The organism is Kineosphaera limosa NBRC 100340 (genome assembly GCF_000298215.1).
In the GTDB taxonomy this organism is placed as follows: domain Bacteria; phylum Actinomycetota; class Actinomycetes; order Actinomycetales; family Dermatophilaceae; genus Kineosphaera; species Kineosphaera limosa.
Genome location: NZ_BAHD01000019.1, coordinates 67,781 through 84,126, shown reverse-complemented (window position 1 = coordinate 84,126; position 16,346 = coordinate 67,781). Strand labels below are relative to the sequence as shown.

Below are 16,346 nucleotides of genomic sequence, written 5' to 3'. Positions count from 1 at the left end.
CCACAGCGAAGGGATTTTCCGTGAGCGACTCCATCGGTGGCTTCGCGCCGACGGCAGGCTTCATCACCACCGGAACACCGACCAGTAGTGCGGCTGCGGCCAACGCGGTGAGCGCTGCCGCTGCCCAGCAAGCCACGATTGCCTCGGATGCCCCGGTGCGCGACCTCATCATCGTGGGGTCGGGGCCGGCGGGGTACACCGCAGCCGTTTACGCGGCCCGCGCGAACCTCGCGCCGCTCGTGCTGACCGGGTCCGTCACGGCCGGCGGGGCGTTGATGAACACCACCGACGTCGAGAACTTCCCCGGCTTTCCCGAGGGCATCATGGGCCCCGAGCTCATGGAGAACATGCGCGCGCAGGCCGAACGCTTCGGCGCCGAGCTCGTCGCCGACGACGCAGTCGAGCTGCGGCTGAACGGCTCGATCAAGGAGGTCGTCGACGGCGAGGGCACCACGCACCGCGCCCGCGCCGTGATCCTGGCGATGGGCTCGGCCTACCGCGAGCTGGGCCTGCCGGACGAGAAGCGACTCTCCGGCCACGGAGTCTCGTGGTGCGCCACCTGCGACGGGTTCTTCTTCCGCGACCAGGACATCGCGGTCGTCGGCGGTGGCGACTCGGCCGTCGAGGAGGCGACCTTCCTCACGAAGTTCGCCCGCTCGGTGACGCTCATCCACCGCCGCGACTCGCTGCGCGCCAGCAAGATCATGGCCCAGCGCGCGTTCGACAACCCCAAGATCACCATGGCCTGGAACAGCGCGGTCACCGAAATCCACGGCGATGCCAAGCTCACCGGCATCACGCTGACCGACACCGAGACCGGGGCCACCCGCGACCTGCCCGTCACCGGCTTGTTCGTCGCCATCGGGCACGACCCGCGCAGCGAGCTCGTCCGCGGCCAGGTGCCTCTCGACGAGGAGGGCTACGTGCTGACGCACGGTCGCACCTCCCGCACCGACGTGCCGGGCGTGTTCGCCTGCGGCGACCTCGTCGACCACACGTACCGCCAGGCCATCACCGCCGCCGGCTCCGGCTGCGCGGCCGCTCTGGACGCCGAGCGCTTCCTCGCGGATCTGGCCGAGCTCGGCGAAGATACTGCTGCGGCGCCCCACACGGCGGACGAGGTCGAGGCGGCCGCGCTGCCGGCGCCCGTCGCCTGACCGACCCCGCGCGGGACTCTGGCTCCCCGCCCAAACCCCCGACATCCCAACCATCACCTGCGAGAGGACCCTCATGGGAAACATCAAGGAGACCTCGGACGCGTCGTTCGCGGCCGACGTGCTGAAGAGCGACAAGCCCGTACTCGTCGACTTCTGGGCGCCGTGGTGCGGCCCCTGCCGCGCCGTTGCCCCAATCCTGGAAGAGATCGCCGGCACCCACGGCGACAAGCTGACCATCGTCAAGCTCAACACCGACGAGAACCCCGCCACCGCCGCCAAGTACGGCATCACGAGCATCCCGACGATGAACGTCTACGTCGGCGGTGACGTCGCCAAGACGATCATCGGCGCCCAGCCCAAGCCGCGCCTGCTGCGCGAGTTGGAGCCCTTCATCGGCTGAGCCGCGCACCAACGCCAAGGGGCGGGACCCGCATCACGCGGATCCCGCCCCTTCGCTTTGTCCCCCCTCGGGGCTCGCACGCTAACCGGCGAGGGCGTTGGCCTCGTGGGTACTGTCGACCGGCTGCTCGCCGATGGCCTCCAGAATGCGGTTGAGGTCGTCGACGGAGGCGAACTCGACCGTCAGGCGCCCCTTGCGGCGGCCCATCGCGATGGAGACTCGCGTCTCCCAGCGGTCGGCGAGGAAGGCCGCGAGGTCGTCGAGCTCGGGCAGCCGGTTGTCACTGCGCGGGCGTCGGCTGGGACGCTCCGGCTCACCACCAAGCGCGACGATCTCCTCGACACTGCGTACGGACAGACCCTCGGCGACGATGCGCTGGGCGAGGCGCTCCATGGCTCCGGCGTCGGGGAGGGCCAGCAGCGCCCGGGCGTGGCCGGCCGAAAGCACCCCGGCGGCCACTCGGCGCTGCACGAGCGGAGGCAGCTTGAGCAGCCGGATGATGTTGCTGATCTGCGGGCGGGAGCGACCGATGCGGCCGGCCAACTCCTCGTGGGTGCAGCCGAAGTCCTCCAGCAACTGCTGGTAGGCGGCCGCCTCCTCGAGGGGGTTGAGCTGAGTGCGGTGCAGGTTCTCCAGGAGGGCGTCGCGCAGCATCGCGTCGTCATCGGTGGAGCGGATGATCGCCGGGATGGTTGGCTGGCCGGCCTCTCGGCTGGCGCGCCAGCGGCGCTCGCCCATGACGAGCTCGTAGGCGGGGCCGTCGGCGGTCCGGTCCGCCTGCGGGACGGGTCGCACCACAACGGGCTGCAGCACGCCGATCTCGGTGATGGAGTGCACGAGCTCCTTCAGCTCGTCCTCGTCGAAGATCTCGCGCGGCTGTCGCGGGTTCGGGCGGATGTCGTCCAGGGGCAGCAGGGCGAAGGTGGCCCCCGGAACCGGAACGATGTCCGCGTCCGCAGTGGAGTCGCCCTCCCCAGCAGGCTCTTGGGTGGGGGGCTCAGCAGCAGCCGCCGACTCGACAGCTGGCGACGGGGCGGCTGGCGACTCGACAGCGGGGGCAGAGACGATGCCTCCAGCGGAGTCGGTGGGGTACTGCCCCAGTGAAGGGCGGAAGATGCTGCCGCTGCTGGGCTCCTCGTCGCGGTCTCGGAAGAACACGTCCCGCGGCCGACTCACCGTGCTCGTCGATCCCTCCGTGGGGATCAGGGCACCCAAACCCCGTCCCAACCCGCGCCGCCGCTCCGACATCGTCCGTCTCCCTTCGCCCGTGTAACTCGCCCGGGTAGACCCGGTGCACCTCGGTGAGCCTATGCACGCGGGCGCGCGGGGTGTTGGCGGCGCACCGTGCGGCAACGGACCGGTTGTTTCACGTGAAACGCCCTCGGTGCCTCGCGTGGACCACGACCCGCCGGCGCCAGTGGCTGTTTCCCGTGAAACGAGACCACTCCGCTCGTTTGGCGGGAGACAGAGCCACCCCTCCGATCCGTCGCACGGCAAGGACTGCAACGCCCCTACGACAGCGCTACGTCCACGAACCTGCGGGCCAACTCCTCGAGTCCGTCGAGATCGTCCGAGCCGATGTTGGCGAGTAGCACGACCGTCGTGTCGGTGTCGGGCCGGTAGAGGGACTCTGCAGTCACGCCGGCGTCGCCACCGTCCTTGCCGAACGCCCCGTCGTCGCGGATCTCCACCCCGTATCCCTGTGACCATCGGCCACTCACGTGGATCCGCGGGGTCAACAGATCGTCCGGCGTGACTCCGGGCCAGACCCCGCCGTGGTGCACGGCTCGGAGGAATCGCTCGACATCACCCGCTGTCACATAGGCTCCGCCGTCGCCACCTCCCACGGGGTGCACCGAGTAGATGTTGGACCGCCACGGCCCACCCTCGCGCAGCGGAGGAAGGTACCCGATCGCGACGTCGGGATGCACTTCGTCGAACGCGAAGTAGCCGCTGGAGTGCATCCCGGCCTGTTGCAGCACCCGAGACGTGACGGCATGCGCGAACGGCATCCCCGACACCTGGGTCAGAATCATCCCGAGGAGCACGTAGCCGGCGTTGCTGTAGTGGTAGGTCGTCCCCGGAGGACAGACCGGCGGCAGGTCCGCGAACACCGGCAGCAGAGCCGAATAGTCGTCGCGCACGGTGTAGTTCGCGACCTCCTGCCAGAGCGAGTCGGCACTCTCGCGGTAGCCCGGCAGATTCTCGTCTTCTTCGAAGTAGTCCGCGATCCCCGAGGTGTGGGTCAGTAGGTGCTCGACGGTCACGTCATCCCTGAGAGTCGCCGGTCGTCGGTGGCGCGGAAGTACGTCGATCACCCGATCCGACAGCTTCACCTCGCCTCGTGACGCCGCGACGAGAACCGCGACGGCAGTGAACATCTTGCTGAGTGAGGCGGTCGCAAACCGCGTCCCTGGGTGAATGGGGCTGCGGTCGGCCCGGTTGGCCAGGCCGTGGCAGCTCTCGTACACCACCTCGCCGCCCCTCGTGGCGCGCAGGATCCCGGAGAAGCCATCGGCCTCCAGCTCCGTGGCTGCCTCGGTCAGCGCGGCGAAGCTCCGACGGTTCATCTCGGTCATGGAGAACTATGGTCCTCCCCGGCGTCTGGGGTCCGCTACTGCTAATCGGCTGCGCGCGAGATGAGCCGGAACCTCGAAGGCCCGGTGGTCAGACGGCGCGGGTGGCGAGTTCTCGGGCGGCTTCGAGGTAGGACAGGGCGCCCGTGCTCATCGGGTCGTACGTCAGCACCGTCTGACCGTGGCTCGGCGCCTCGGAGATGCGGACCGAACGCGGCACCGTCGTGCCGAGTACCTGCTCCGGGAAGTGCTCGCGGACCTCGGTGGCCACCTGCTGGGAGAGGCGTGTGCGGGCGTCGTACATCGTCAGCAGGATCGTGGAGATGAACAGCCGGGGGTTGAGGTGGCGCCGGATCATCTCGATGTTCTTCAGCAACATCGTCAGGCCCTCGAGCGCGTAGTACTCGCACTGGATGGGGATGAGCACCTCGTCAGCGGCGACGAACGCGTTGATCGTCAGCAGCCCCAGACTCGGCGGGCAGTCGATGAGCACGTAGTCCGGCTTCAGCACCTGCGGGTCGTCGAGGAAGGCGTGCAGCGCCCGCTGGAGTCGCGTCTCGCGGGCGACGTACGAGACGAGTTCGATCTCCGCACCTGCGAGATCGATGGTGGCGGGGGCGCACAGCAGGCCGTCGATGTCAGGGCAGGGTTGCACGACCTCGGCGAGGGTGGCCTCGTCGACCAACACGTCGTAGACGCTGCGGACCTCGGCGTGGTGATCGATGCCGAGGGCGGTGCTCGCGTTGCCCTGCGGGTCGGTGTCGATGACGAGCACCGACAGCCCCCCGCGGGCCAGTGCCGCCGCGAGGTTGACCGCCGTCGTCGTCTTGCCGACGCCGCCCTTCTGATTGGCGATCGTCAGAATGCGGGTGCGTACCGGTCGTCGCCACTGCTCACCGGCGAGCGGATCCCGGCTCGGCGTGACGGTCCGGCGAGGTGGCTCCGAGGTCGGCAGGCTGCTGCCCGGCGCCTCGGTGGCCTCCGGCGCTTCAGTGACGTCCGGCGCCTCCGGGGAAATCAGGGGTACCTCGGAATCGGTGGCCTCGGGAAGACGCTCCGTTTCACGTGAAACACGGGACTCGTCGGGAGCGGCAGGCTCGTCTGGCCATCCGACACCAGTCGAAACGCCCGTGGGTCGACCCACCGAACCGTCTCCGGTCCTACTCGTACCAGGCCAACCCAGACCGCTGTCGTGTTGCACGTCGCTCCTTCATTCAGCTGCCCGGTCCGTTCGGACGCCGAGCATGCGCGGCGTCCACGCTAGTGGCTTGGCCCCCCGCCGGGGTCGGCCGCCCGGGTGTGTCGGGCGTCGATGCCGTCACCCTTGTCTCGTAACGAAATTCCGCCGTCACCAGCATCCGTCAGAACTCGTCAGTGCCCGTGCGTCGCCTAGGCGAGGACACACCGGAGAGGGCCGCGCCTGGCTAGCCGCGGCGCCCGTGCCCGGGTGGGCGGTGCCCGCCACCGGTGTTCGCCGCTCGGGTGCGGCGATTGGACCGGGCAGGTCGTGCGTCACCGGCGACCTCCCGGTCGCGAACGACCCGCACCACTCGGGTCGGCTGTTCGGCCAGCCCCTCGCCGAACGTCAGCAATTCGAGGCCACCTCCGCCGGCGGCCTCGACGACGGCCCGATCCTCCGCCAACTCCTGAGCCGCCGAGCCGCCCTTCATCGCGAGCAGCACGCCGCCGACCGGCACGAGGGGCAGGCACCACTGCGCCAGCTGGCCCAGCCGCGCCACTGCTCGGGCCGTGACGATGTCTGCCGAGACGCTGCCCCACAGCGCCTGCGCCTTGCCCCGGTGGATCGCCACGGTGTCCAGTCCCAGCTCCGCGACAGCCGCGTTCAACCAGCGCACCCGGCGCTCGAGCGGCTCGATGAGATCCAGCCGCAGGTCGGGGCGGGCCACCGCCAGCACCAGGCCGGGCAGTCCCGCCCCACTGCCGACGTCGACGACCCGCGAGCCCTGCGGGATGGCTTCGGCGAGTAGCGCGCAGTTGACGATGTGCCGGTCCCACAGGCGCGGCACCTCCCGCGGGCCGACGAGCCCATGGTCGACACCGGTCGTGGCCAGGATGCCCGCCAGGTGCTCCATGAGCTCCAGGCGCTCCCCGACGAGCTCGCCCACGACAGCCGGAGCCGCGGACAAGTCGCTCGGAACCACCGAGCCAGCCACCGACTTCGACGCGGTGGCCGACGCGGCACGTGAGTCGACCGCCGACCCAGGGTGCGGGTCGGCGGCCGATTCGAAGGGAGCGGAGGTCACGCTGGGAGGACGACGACGTGCCGGCTCGGTTCGGTCCCCTCGGACTCCGAGATGAGACCGGCGGCCAGCACCTCGTCGTGGGCGACCTTGCGTTCGAAGGCGCTCATCGGCGCCAGCGGCGCGGGCTCACCACTGGCGCGCACGTCCTCGATGGCGCGGCGGGTGACGGCGAGCACCTCCTCGCGGCGGTGTGCCCGGTGGTCGGCCACGTCGAGCATGAGGCGGCTGCGTTCGCCGGTGGCGGCCTGCACGGCCATCCGCGTCAACTCCTGCAGCGCCTCGAGCACCTTGCCCTCGGGGCCGACAAGGCGGCGCGGCACCCGACCTTCTTCGGAGTCGACGATGGCCACCGAAGCCCGGTCACCGTCGATGTCCACGTCGATGTCGCCGTCGAGGTCGGCGATGTCGAGCAGCCGCTCGAGAAAGTCCGCGGCCACCTCGCCCTCACGCTCGAGTTCAGCGGCGCGCTCTGCGCTCGGAGCCCGGCGCCCGCTGGGGCCCCGGCTCCCGCCGGCACCGGACCCGGCCGCCGAGTCGTCCTCGTCGTCCGACTCGTCATCCTCCGAGTCGTCCGAGTCCTCGTCTTCGTCTTCGTCTTCGGGATCCTCGTCCTCGGACTCCTCGTCGACGTCCACCGAATCGGTCGCGTCGCTGGTCGCGGCCTCGAGGCCGTCTTCGACCTCAGCCGCCGAGACCACGGTGCTCGATTCTTCGCCGACCTGCGCAGCCTCGGCCGGGGCCGACGAGGCGCTGGGGGCGGGGCCGTTCTCTGCGGCCTCGGAGTGCTCATTCATGACGACTTCTCCTCCCGGACACCCGCGGCTGCGGGTGTGTAGCTCTTGATGTGCGCGGATCCGATCGCCCCCCAGCGAAAGTGGATCAGCGTTTGCGCTTCTTGCGTTTCGGTTGTTGGCGCTGGCCGCTGGGTTTGGCCGGGCCACCCTCGCCGGAGGTCGCGCCACCCTGCGCGTCGGTGCCCTCCACGGCGTCCTGCACGTCGTCGTCGGAGTTGCTCAGACCGGGCACGGTGAGCTTCTTGTGCACCTTGCCGCGCCGCTTGCGGCGCTCCTCCAGAGCCCGCTCGGCCGGCGATCCGGGGGCGGGCATGCGGCGAATGACGTAGAACTGCTGACCCAGCGACCACAGGTTGGTGGTGAACCAGTAGAGCAGCACACCGATGGGGAAGTTGACGCCGGAGATCGCGAACACCGCAGGCAGGATGTACAGCAGCATCTTCTGCTGCTGGGCGAACGGACCTTCCAGCGCCGACGGCGGCATGTTCTTGCGCATCAGCTGGTGCTGCGTCATGAACGTCGTCAGCGACATCAGAATGATGAGGATGACGGTGATGACCTTGGCGGAGAAGTCGCCGGAGTACAGGAAGGTCGAGGAGAGCGACGCGCCGAAGATGTCGGAGTGTTCGGCCTGGGCCGCCAACTCCTGACCCAGCGGACCCGCGGCCTGCCGCGTGCCCTCCGAGACGCCCTTGAGGCCATTGAGCACCCGGAACAGCGCGAAGAAGATCGGCATCTGCAGCAGGATCGGCATGCACGAACTCAGCGGGTTCGTTCCCGTGCGCTTGTACAGATCCATCGTCTCCTGCGACATGGCCTGTCGGGAGTCCGGATCGGTGCGGCCCTTGTACTTCTTCTGGATCTTCTGCATCTCCGGCTGGATGAGCTGCATCCGCCGCGACGATTGGATCTGCTTGACGAACAGCGGGATGAGGATCGTGCGGATCACGACGACGAGCCCCACGATCGACAGCACCCACGTCCAGCCGGACTCCGCGGGCATACCGATGGCGGTGAAGCCGGCGTGGAAGGCGACGAGCACCCACTCGACGAACCACTCGAGTGGCCAGAGCAGTTGCTCCCAGAGGGACCTCTCCATGACGTGTCAGCCTGTCCTTCGTTCGTCTGTCGCGTGGCGTGGACGATCCGCCGGGGCGGGATCGTCGTCGCGCCCAGTGTGCCGGTCGCTTACGTGGTGGTCATTCTGTCGTGTTGGCGCGCCGCCCACTGCGGGCGCCACCCATTGGGCGCGACCGATAGGTCGCCCGTCGGCTCCGCGCCGTGGAACGTGGTCGACGCCTCCGGGGTTCCATGGATGACATCTGCCCAGCCGCCGGATCGTCAACCAGGTGCCGGTGATCGGACCGAACCGGCGCAGCGCGGTCAGCGAGTAGGCCGAGCAACTGGGGTAGAAGCGGCAGGTGCTGGGCAACAGTGGCGACAGGAACAGCTGATAGCCGCGAACCAGCGCCACCAGCGGCAGGGCACCCCAGCGCCGCAGCGTCTCGCGAGCCGTCTCCGCCGCGGTACCGCCCGACGACTCCCGCCCCCCCTCGCTGCTCATCCTCAGGGCACCGGGAGGGCTGGTCCGGAAGATGGTGGCGCCGGTGGTATCGCATCGTGGGACGCGGCCGAACCGACTTTGGGCAACACTCTGCTCAGCGCGTTGTCCAAAGCCTCTCCAAGAGCCTGGGGCGTCGTGCCTGCAGCGCCCGGGTTGGCCCGCACGACGAGGTCGAGACCGGCCGGAAGCGTGGGCAGACGGTCGGCCAGGAGAGCGCGCAGCCGTCGTTTGGCGCGGTTGCGCACGACGGCGTTACCGACGGCCTTGGACGCAACAACACCGACGCGCACCGGATGACCGGCGCGCGTCGCTGGCGTCGTTGCATGCACGACGAGGATGCGGTTGCCTGCTCGCGCCGCGCGAACCGTTGCGGTGAAGTCCTGCGGTCGGCGCATGCGGTGGCGTGCGGGAAGCACGCGACACCGAGCTCAGGCGGAGAGCTTCTCGCGACCCTTACGGCGACGGCCGGCGAGGATGGCGCGACCGGCGCGCGTCGACATCCGCAGGCGGAAGCCGTGCGTGCGGGCGCGACGACGGTTGTTCGGCTGGAAGGTGCGCTTGCTCACGATGCTCTCCGTTGGTGCTGCAGTTGGCGCTGCGGGGTGGGACCGATCGTGATCGGACGCCCGCCTCACGCCCCTGGGCACCTGTGAAAAGCGCCACGAGGGCGGCTACAGGAGATCAGGATCGGTGACGGGCACGCGAAAACGACCGGGTTGGAAGACCAGGGATCCACGGTACGGTAGCGCGCCGCACCTGAGCAAACTCGCGGGTCGCCGAGCGCCTCACGTCATCCACATGCTGTGGATAACAGTGTGGACATGTGTGCGTGCTGCGAACGTACCCGATCGTCCCCCCGCCGGTCGAACCTGCGCGGCCCGTGCTCCGCGAGCGGGGATGCGCGCGGTGGCTCGCCGCGTACAGTGACGACGTGCAGGATGAGGCTCCCCAGATCTGGCAAGCGACGCTGCATGCCCTCAACGAGGCCGGCCTGCCCGCGCCGCAACGCGCTTTCCTGGCGCAGGCATCCCTCGTGGGCATGCTCGGCGACACGGCGCTCGTCGCCGTGCCCGACGACTTCACGAAGGAGATCGTGGAGACCAAGGCGCGCGAGTCACTCATCGCGGCGCTGTCGAGCACGATCGGTCGCGGGGTGCGCCTCGCCGTCACCGTCGATCCGTCCCTGCGGGTCCCCCTACCCGACAGCGAGCAGCCGATGCTCGCCGGCTACACCGACTCCGGCGACCCCCGTGATCCCGCGCCCGACGATTCGGCCCACCCCGTCACCCCTGCCGCACCCTCTTCCGGAGCCGCCCCCGCGCCCCCGACCCCGGTCAACGGCCACGACCCGGCATCGGGCCCGCGCACCGGCGGCAATCCGGAGGCGGCGCTGGCGTTCAGCGACCGGCGCGCGGCCCGCGGCAGCGCCCCGCGCGAGTCCGCCGAACCGCCGCGGCTGAACCCCAAGTACACGTTCGACACCTTCGTCATCGGAGCCGGCAACCGCTTCGCCCACGCCGCGGCCGTCGCTGTCGCCGAGGCCCCCGCCAAGGCGTACAACCCGCTGTTCATCTACGGCGAGTCCGGCCTGGGCAAGACGCACCTGTTGCACGCCATCGGCGACTACGCGCGCAACCTGTACCCGAACGTGCGGGTGAAGTACGTCAACTCCGAAGAGTTCACCAACGACTTCATCAACAGCATCCGCGACGACAAGGCGGCCGGCTTCCAGCGCCGCTACCGCGACATCGACGTGCTGCTCATCGACGACATCCAGTTTCTCTCCGGCAAGATGCAGACACAGGAAGAGTTCTTCCATACGTTCAATACGCTGCACAACGCCGACAAGCAGGTCGTCATCACCTCCGACGTGCCGCCCAAGCAACTCTCGGGCTTCGAAGAGCGCATGCGCAGTCGGTTCGAGTGGGGCCTACTGACCGACGTTCAGCCGCCCGACCTGGAGACCCGCATCGCCATCTTGTCCAAGAAGGCGGTGCAAGAGCGGCTCAGCATCCCCGACGACGTCTTGGAGTTCATCGCCTCTCGGATCAGCACCAACATCCGCGAGCTGGAGGGCGCGCTGATCCGGGTCACGGCCTTCGCCAGCCTCAACCGGCAGGAGACCGATCTGGCCTTGGCCGAGGTCGTGCTCAAGGACCTCATGCCCGACAAGGCCAGCGCCATCACCGCGGCGACGATCATGGCGCAGACGGCCGACTACTTCGGGCTGACGATCGACGACCTGTGCGGCGCCTCGCGCTCCCGGGTGCTCGTCAACGCCCGGCAGATCGCCATGTACCTCTGCCGCGAATTGACCGAATTGTCGTTGCCGAAGATCGGGCAGCAGTTCGGTGGGCGCGATCACACGACGGTGATTCACGCCGACCGCAAGATCCGGACTCTCATGGCCGAGCGACGTTCGGTCTACAACCAGGTCACCGAACTGACGACGCGCATCCGCTCGCAGGCCCAGGCCACCTAATCCACAACCGCGCCCCAGAACGACGCTGCGAGCCGCCCTGCCGCCCGCTTCGGTCGCGAGTTCCTGCGTGCCGCAACGGTTATCCACCGATTATCCACTGATATCAACGCCCGCCGAGCTCGGCGACCGGTGCCGACTCCGCGAGCCGGCAAACCGCAGAGACCCAGGTCACACGTTCGTGACGGCCGTCCAGCAAAGGCACCGGGACATCGTTCAAGACACTTGTCCACAATGGTCGTCCACAGCTGTGGAGTCTGTGGCCTGAATCTCACTCGATCCTCCGGGCCGAGCCTGTGACGTGCGACGATGTACCCACAGATGGGGAAAACCCTGTGGATATCCAAAACTCGACGCGCGGTGACGCCCCTGTGGACGAGACGTGGACATCCGGTGTCATCCGGTGAACGAGTCGGGCAGCTTCTGTTGATGAGCTGTGGGCGCGTGCGCGCACCGCTGTGGGCCGCCAGGGCTCGTGCACAGGCCGAGCCGTTCATCCACCGCCGCTGCACACGACTGTGCACACCCGCGACACGCCTGCCGACCAGCGCGCATCCCCGTCTTCCACACCGTCCACACGACCGATGACAACGATGAGAGATCTCTACCTGGAGAATCCACATCGCGCACAAGAGGTGCGGACCGCGTGACTCGACGGCGGCTCGCGCCAGCTCAGCCTGCTGACATCCGCCTATCGACCGCAGCCGGGAGCGCCTGAGTCTTTCGCTGCGGGTTAGAGTCGGTGACTGCATGTGCGGGGGTCGTCGGGGACCACAGAAGGAGTACACGTGAAGTTTCGAGTCGAGCGCGACGTCCTGGCCGAGGCGGTGACCTGGGCGGCCCGCGGCCTGCCCAACCGGCCGCCGGTGCCGGTGCTCGCCGGTGTGCTGATCGAGGCGGACGAGCAGGGGACCTTGACGCTCTCGGCCTTCGACTACGAGGTTTCGGCACGCATCACGGTGGCCGCGGAGGTCAGCGAAAGCGGCACGGTGCTGGTGCTCGGCAAGCTGCTGGCCGACATCTCCCGCAATCTGCCGGGCAAACCGGTCGAGGTCGCCACCGACGGCAACAAGGTCACGGTGACCTGCGGTGCCTCCCGGTTTGCGCTGCTGCAAATGCCCAGCGACGAGTACCCGAGCCTGCCGGCCAGCCCCGAACCGAGCGGCACCATCGCGGGCGACGTCTTCACCCAGGCCGTCGCGCAGGTCAGCGTCGCGGCCGACCGCTCCGACACCCTGCCGATCCTGACGGGGGTGCGGATCGAGATCGAGGGCTCGACGATGACGATGCTCGCGACCGACCGTTACCGCCTGGCGATGCGCGAGCTGACGTGGGACCCCGCCGGCTCCGACAGTGACGTCACGGTGTTGGTTCCCGCCCGCACGCTGGCCGACACCGCCCGCTCGCTGGGGGCCACAGGCACGGTCGAATTAGCCTTGGGCTCGGCGGCCGGCGGGGCGGGCCTGGTGGGCTTCGAGGCCGGCCAACGCCGCACGACGACCCGGCTGCTCGACGGCGACTACCCGAAGGTCTCCTCGATCTTCCCAACGAGCGTGGAGACCGAGGCGAGCCTGGAGACGGCGGCGCTGACGGAGGCCGTCAAGCGGGTCTCGCTCGTCGCCGAGCGCAACACCCCGGTGCGGCTGCGCTTCAGCGACGGTCAGGTGAGCATCGATGCCGGCACGGGCGATGACGCGCAGGCCAGCGAGGCCGTCGAGTGTCGCCTCAGCGGTCCGGAGATCGAGATCGCGTTCAACCCGCACTACCTGCTCGACGGACTCGGCGCCCTGGGCACCCAGTTCGCACGGCTCTCGTTCACTCAGCCGAGTCGACCCGCGGTGCTCAGCGGCCAACCCAGCGCCGACGAGCCTGCCGACACCACCTACCGCTACGTGCTCATGCCGGTGCGTTTCGCCAGCTGAGCCGGCGCTGATCCTCTCTCTGACCGACCACTCCCCCCGCCTGTAGGAGGCGCTCGCGATGCAACTCGGTTTGATCGGCCTGGGCAAGATGGGCAAGAACATGCGCGAGCGCATTCGCCGCGCCGGCATCGAGGTCGTCGGCTACGACCGCAATCCGGCCGTCAGCGACGTGGCCTCGCTCGAGGATCTGGTTGCGGCCCTGGCGGCGCCGCGCATCGTGTGGATCATGGTGCCGCACGGCGATCCGACGACCCAGACCGTCGCGGCGCTCAAGGAGCTGCTCGACCCCGGTGACCTGGTCATCGACGGCGGCAACTCGTACTACAAGGACGATGCGGTGAACGCCGACTCGTTGGCCGAACGCGACATCCACTACGTCGACTGCGGCGTCTCCGGCGGCGTGTGGGGCCTGGAGGAGGGCTACGGCCTCATGGCCGGCGGGTCGCGGGAGGACGTCGAGCGCGCGATGCCGATCTTCGACGCGCTGCGCCCGGAGGGGCCGCGCGAGGACGGGTTCGCGCATTCGGGCGAGGTCGGCGCGGGGCACTACGCGAAAATGGTGCACAACGGGATCGAGTACGGCCTCATGCACGCCTACGCCGAGGGCTGGGAGCTGCTGGAGGCCAAGGACATCGTCACCGACGTGCACGGCACCTTCCGCGCCTGGACCCGCGGCACGGTCGTGCGCTCGTGGCTGCTGGACCTCATGGTCAAGGCCCTGGAGGAGACCCCCCACCTGGAGGGGGTCAGCGAGTTCACCACCGACTCCGGCGAGGGGCGCTGGACGCTCATGGAGGGCATCGACAACGCGGTGCCGATGCCGGTGCTGGCCGCCGCCCTGTTCGCGCGGTTCACCTCCCGGCAGGAGAACTCCCCGCAGATGCAGGCCGTCGCGGCACTGCGCGGTCAGTTCGGTGGGCACGCGGTGCAGATGCTGGACGACAAGGCGGACGTCAACCCGGCCGCCCAGCCGAAGGTCGAGCGCGGCCAGTCCACCGAGCCGTCGTGAGCTGCCGGGACTTCTTGAGCGTGGCGTGTACCTGCGACATCTGAGCCTGGCCGACTTCCGTAGCTACGCCAGCGCCGAGGTGGCGCTGAGCCCCGGGGTGACGACGCTGCTGGGTCGCAACGGCGAGGGCAAGACGAACCTCGTGGAGGCGGTCGGATACCTGGCGACCCTCGGCTCGCACCGGGTGGCTCAGGACGCCCCGCTCGTGCGCTTCGGCGCCGATCAGGCGATCGTGCGCGGCGCGGTGCTGCGGGCGGGCCGCGAGAGCCTCGTGGAGTTGTCGATCGTGCCGGGCAGGGCGAACAAGGCGCGGCTCGGGCGCGCGGCGGTCGCCCGGCCGCGGGACGTGTTGGGCACCGTGCGGACTGTGCTGTTCGCCCCCGAGGACCTGGCGCTGGTCAAGGGTGAGCCGGAGCAGCGGCGCCGCTTTCTCGACGACCTGCTGGTGCAGCGGCAGCCGCGGTGGGCCGGGGTGCGCTCGGACTACGACCGCATCGTGCGGCAACGCAACGCCCTGTTGCGCACCGCCTCGGCCGCGCTCGGGTCGCGCCGGGGGCGGCGCCGGGCGCCCGCTGCCGCCGCTGATCAGCCACCGCCGCAGGACGGCACGTCGGTGCTGCACACCCTGGACGTCTGGGACTCCCAGTTGGCGACGGTGGGCGGGCAGCTGCTGTACGCCCGGCTGCGACTGCTGCGGGACCTGCGGCCGCTGCTTTCGGCGGCGTACGACACCGTCTCCGATTCGTCGGCCGATGCGCGAGCGGTCTACCGCAGCACTCTGGGTGAACAGGAGGCGGCCGCGGTGGCCGCCGGGGAGGTGCCCGAACCGGCGGAGCTGACGCAGGCGCTGGCGCGGCGCCTGCAGGAGGTGCGCACCGCCGACGTCGAGCGGGGCGTCGGGCAGGCCGGGCTGCACCGCGACGACCTCGTGCTCTCTCTAGGTGACATGCCGGCGAAGGGGTATGTCTCGCACGGGGAATCGTGGTCCTTCGCGCTCGGGTTGCGGTTGGCGGCGTTCCGGCTGCTGCGCAACGACCTGCAGGACGACCCGATCCTCGTGCTCGATGACGTCTTCGCCGAGCTCGACTCCGGTCGCCGGGAGCGGCTGGCCGCCGATATCGCCGATTGCGAGCAGGTACTCATCACCGCCGCCGTGCCGCACGATGTGCCGCCGAGCCTGAGCGGCGCCCGGCTGCACGTGCGCCGCGGGACCGTCACCCCGCAGCCCGACGACCGGCCCGACGACGAACCCGCGGCACCCGCAGGCCCCGCAGCCCCCGCGGTCGCCGAGCCGGAACCACCGGGCGACGGGGCGCCCCCCGGGGATCTACCGTCGGAGGATGCCCGCGATGGATGACCTGCCACCGGCGGCGGCCGGCACCGACCCCCCGGTCACCAACCCGGTCACCCCAACTGCGGTGAACCCCGACGCGGTGGACCCGGACGTGGCGGCCGCCGCGGCCTTGGCGCGGGCCCGGGCGAGCGCCGCCCAACGCGGACTACGGCCGGGGTCGGCGCCGCGACGACGCCGGTCGCGGCCCGGTGACCTGGCCTATTCGGCCTCCGGGCGGGACGGGCGGGATCCGCAACTGCTCGGTGAGCAGATCGACAAGCTGCTGCTGGACCGGGGGTGGCGGGTCGATGTCAGCGCCGGGGCGGTGATGGGCCGCTGGCCCGCGATCGTCGGGCCCGAGCTGGCCGCGCACACGGCGCCGGTGACCTTCGAGGACGGGGTGCTGACCGTTCGGGCCGACTCCACGGCGTGGGCCACGGCCCTGCGCTACCAGTCGGCGACTCTGCTGGGTCGCCTGGAGGAGGAGGCGGGGCCGGGCGTGGTGGCCTCGCTGCGTATTCTCGGCCCCAGTGCCCCCTCCTGGCGCAAGGGTCCGCGGCGGGTCAGCGGGCGCGGCCCGAGGGACACCTACGGCTGAACGCGGGCCCCGTCGAACCCGTCGGGAGCGGGAGGCGGCCACGGGACACCCGCAGTTAAACGGCCGGGCGCTGTGGCGCTCGCGGGCCCCATGCAGGTATGGGGGCACATCACGGACCCCGTAATCGCCTCTCATCGGCGTTTCAGGCCCTCTGAGCGCGGTGTCTGCGGGGGCCGCAGGTAGACTTTGGAGAGTGCGCGCCGCCCGTCGGCCGCTCGTGACGCTTCGCACCGCTGCCTCCGCCGACGCC

Annotated in this window: 16 protein-coding genes; 7 read left to right on the top strand and 9 right to left on the bottom strand. The window is 69.9% G+C overall.

Going from position 1 to position 16,346, the window contains the following annotated elements; genetic code table 11:
• Positions 1-137 precede the first annotated feature (137 nt).
• Together trxB and trxA are read left to right on the top strand one after the other, a co-directional pair.
• The gene (gene trxB, locus KILIM_RS07010) at positions 138-1,157 is read left to right on the top strand and encodes a thioredoxin-disulfide reductase (RefSeq protein WP_217997070.1); all 1,020 of its coding nucleotides are present in this window, start codon (positions 138-140) and stop codon (positions 1,155-1,157) included.
• Positions 1,158-1,230: 73 nt separating this feature from the next.
• Positions 1,231-1,557, top strand: a complete 327-nt coding sequence (gene trxA / locus KILIM_RS07005; RefSeq protein ID WP_006591953.1) for a thioredoxin — start codon at positions 1,231-1,233, stop codon at positions 1,555-1,557.
• A gap of 81 nt (positions 1,558-1,638) precedes the next feature.
• Here trxA and KILIM_RS07000 read toward each other — a convergent pair whose 3' ends face one another.
• The 9 genes from KILIM_RS07000 to rpmH form a co-directional block, all read right to left on the bottom strand.
• Positions 1,639-2,805, bottom strand: coding sequence for a ParB/RepB/Spo0J family partition protein (locus KILIM_RS07000; protein ID WP_006591952.1), 1,167 nt, complete (start codon positions 2,803-2,805; stop codon positions 1,639-1,641).
• A gap of 263 nt (positions 2,806-3,068) precedes the next feature.
• Positions 3,069-4,136, bottom strand: coding sequence for a serine hydrolase domain-containing protein (locus KILIM_RS06995; RefSeq protein WP_006591951.1), 1,068 nt, complete (start codon positions 4,134-4,136; stop codon positions 3,069-3,071).
• Between the two features lie 88 nt (positions 4,137-4,224).
• Positions 4,225-5,277 carry a ParA family protein gene (locus KILIM_RS06990; protein WP_006591950.1) on the bottom strand — a complete coding sequence of 351 codons (1,053 nt, stop codon included), beginning with the start codon at positions 5,275-5,277 and terminating at the stop codon, positions 4,225-4,227.
• Positions 5,278-5,557: 280 nt separating this feature from the next.
• Complete coding sequence (gene rsmG / locus KILIM_RS06985; RefSeq protein WP_006591949.1) at positions 5,558-6,397, bottom strand: 16S rRNA (guanine(527)-N(7))-methyltransferase RsmG; 840 nt, start codon at positions 6,395-6,397, stop codon at positions 5,558-5,560.
• A complete protein-coding gene (locus tag KILIM_RS22165; protein WP_006591948.1) occupies positions 6,394-7,191 on the bottom strand; it encodes a Jag family protein in 798 nt (265 codons plus the stop codon). The genes rsmG and KILIM_RS22165 overlap by 4 nt, the downstream gene beginning before the upstream one ends.
• An 85-nt stretch (positions 7,192-7,276) precedes the next feature.
• Positions 7,277-8,290, bottom strand: coding sequence for a membrane protein insertase YidC (gene yidC / locus KILIM_RS06975; RefSeq protein ID WP_006591947.1), 1,014 nt, complete (start codon positions 8,288-8,290; stop codon positions 7,277-7,279).
• Positions 8,291-8,296: 6 nt separating this feature from the next.
• Complete coding sequence (gene yidD / locus KILIM_RS23210) at positions 8,297-8,755, bottom strand: membrane protein insertion efficiency factor YidD (protein WP_006591946.1); 459 nt, start codon at positions 8,753-8,755, stop codon at positions 8,297-8,299.
• A 2-nt stretch (positions 8,756-8,757) separates the two neighbouring features.
• A complete protein-coding gene (rnpA, locus tag KILIM_RS23205; RefSeq protein WP_006591945.1) occupies positions 8,758-9,171 on the bottom strand; it encodes a ribonuclease P protein component in 414 nt (137 codons plus the stop codon).
• Between the two features lie 12 nt (positions 9,172-9,183).
• On the bottom strand, positions 9,184-9,321 hold the full coding sequence (gene rpmH, locus KILIM_RS06970; protein WP_006591944.1) for a 50S ribosomal protein L34: 138 nt from the start codon (positions 9,319-9,321) through the stop codon (positions 9,184-9,186).
• A 365-nt stretch (positions 9,322-9,686) separates the two neighbouring features.
• On the opposite strand from rpmH, the gene dnaA reads away from it, so the two are divergent.
• The 5 genes from dnaA (at position 9,687) to KILIM_RS06945 (ending at position 16,096) form a co-directional block, all read left to right on the top strand.
• Complete coding sequence (gene dnaA / locus KILIM_RS06965; RefSeq protein ID WP_040562529.1) at positions 9,687-11,237, top strand: chromosomal replication initiator protein DnaA; 1,551 nt, start codon at positions 9,687-9,689, stop codon at positions 11,235-11,237.
• A 785-nt stretch (positions 11,238-12,022) separates the two neighbouring features.
• A complete protein-coding gene (gene dnaN / locus KILIM_RS06960; RefSeq protein ID WP_006591942.1) occupies positions 12,023-13,156 on the top strand; it encodes a DNA polymerase III subunit beta in 1,134 nt (377 codons plus the stop codon).
• A 58-nt stretch (positions 13,157-13,214) separates the two neighbouring features.
• Entirely contained in the window at positions 13,215-14,165 is a 951-nt protein-coding gene (gnd, locus tag KILIM_RS06955) for a phosphogluconate dehydrogenase (NAD(+)-dependent, decarboxylating) (protein ID WP_006591941.1), read from the top strand.
• 25 nt (positions 14,166-14,190) lie between these two features.
• Positions 14,191-15,522: a DNA replication/repair protein RecF gene (gene recF, locus KILIM_RS06950; RefSeq protein WP_006591940.1), complete on the top strand. Its 1,332-nt coding sequence runs from the start codon at positions 14,191-14,193 to the stop codon at positions 15,520-15,522.
• On the top strand, positions 15,515-16,096 hold the full coding sequence (locus KILIM_RS06945; RefSeq protein ID WP_006591939.1) for a DciA family protein: 582 nt from the start codon (positions 15,515-15,517) through the stop codon (positions 16,094-16,096). Before recF ends, KILIM_RS06945 begins: the two co-directional genes overlap by 8 nt.
• Positions 16,097-16,346 lie beyond the last annotated feature (250 nt).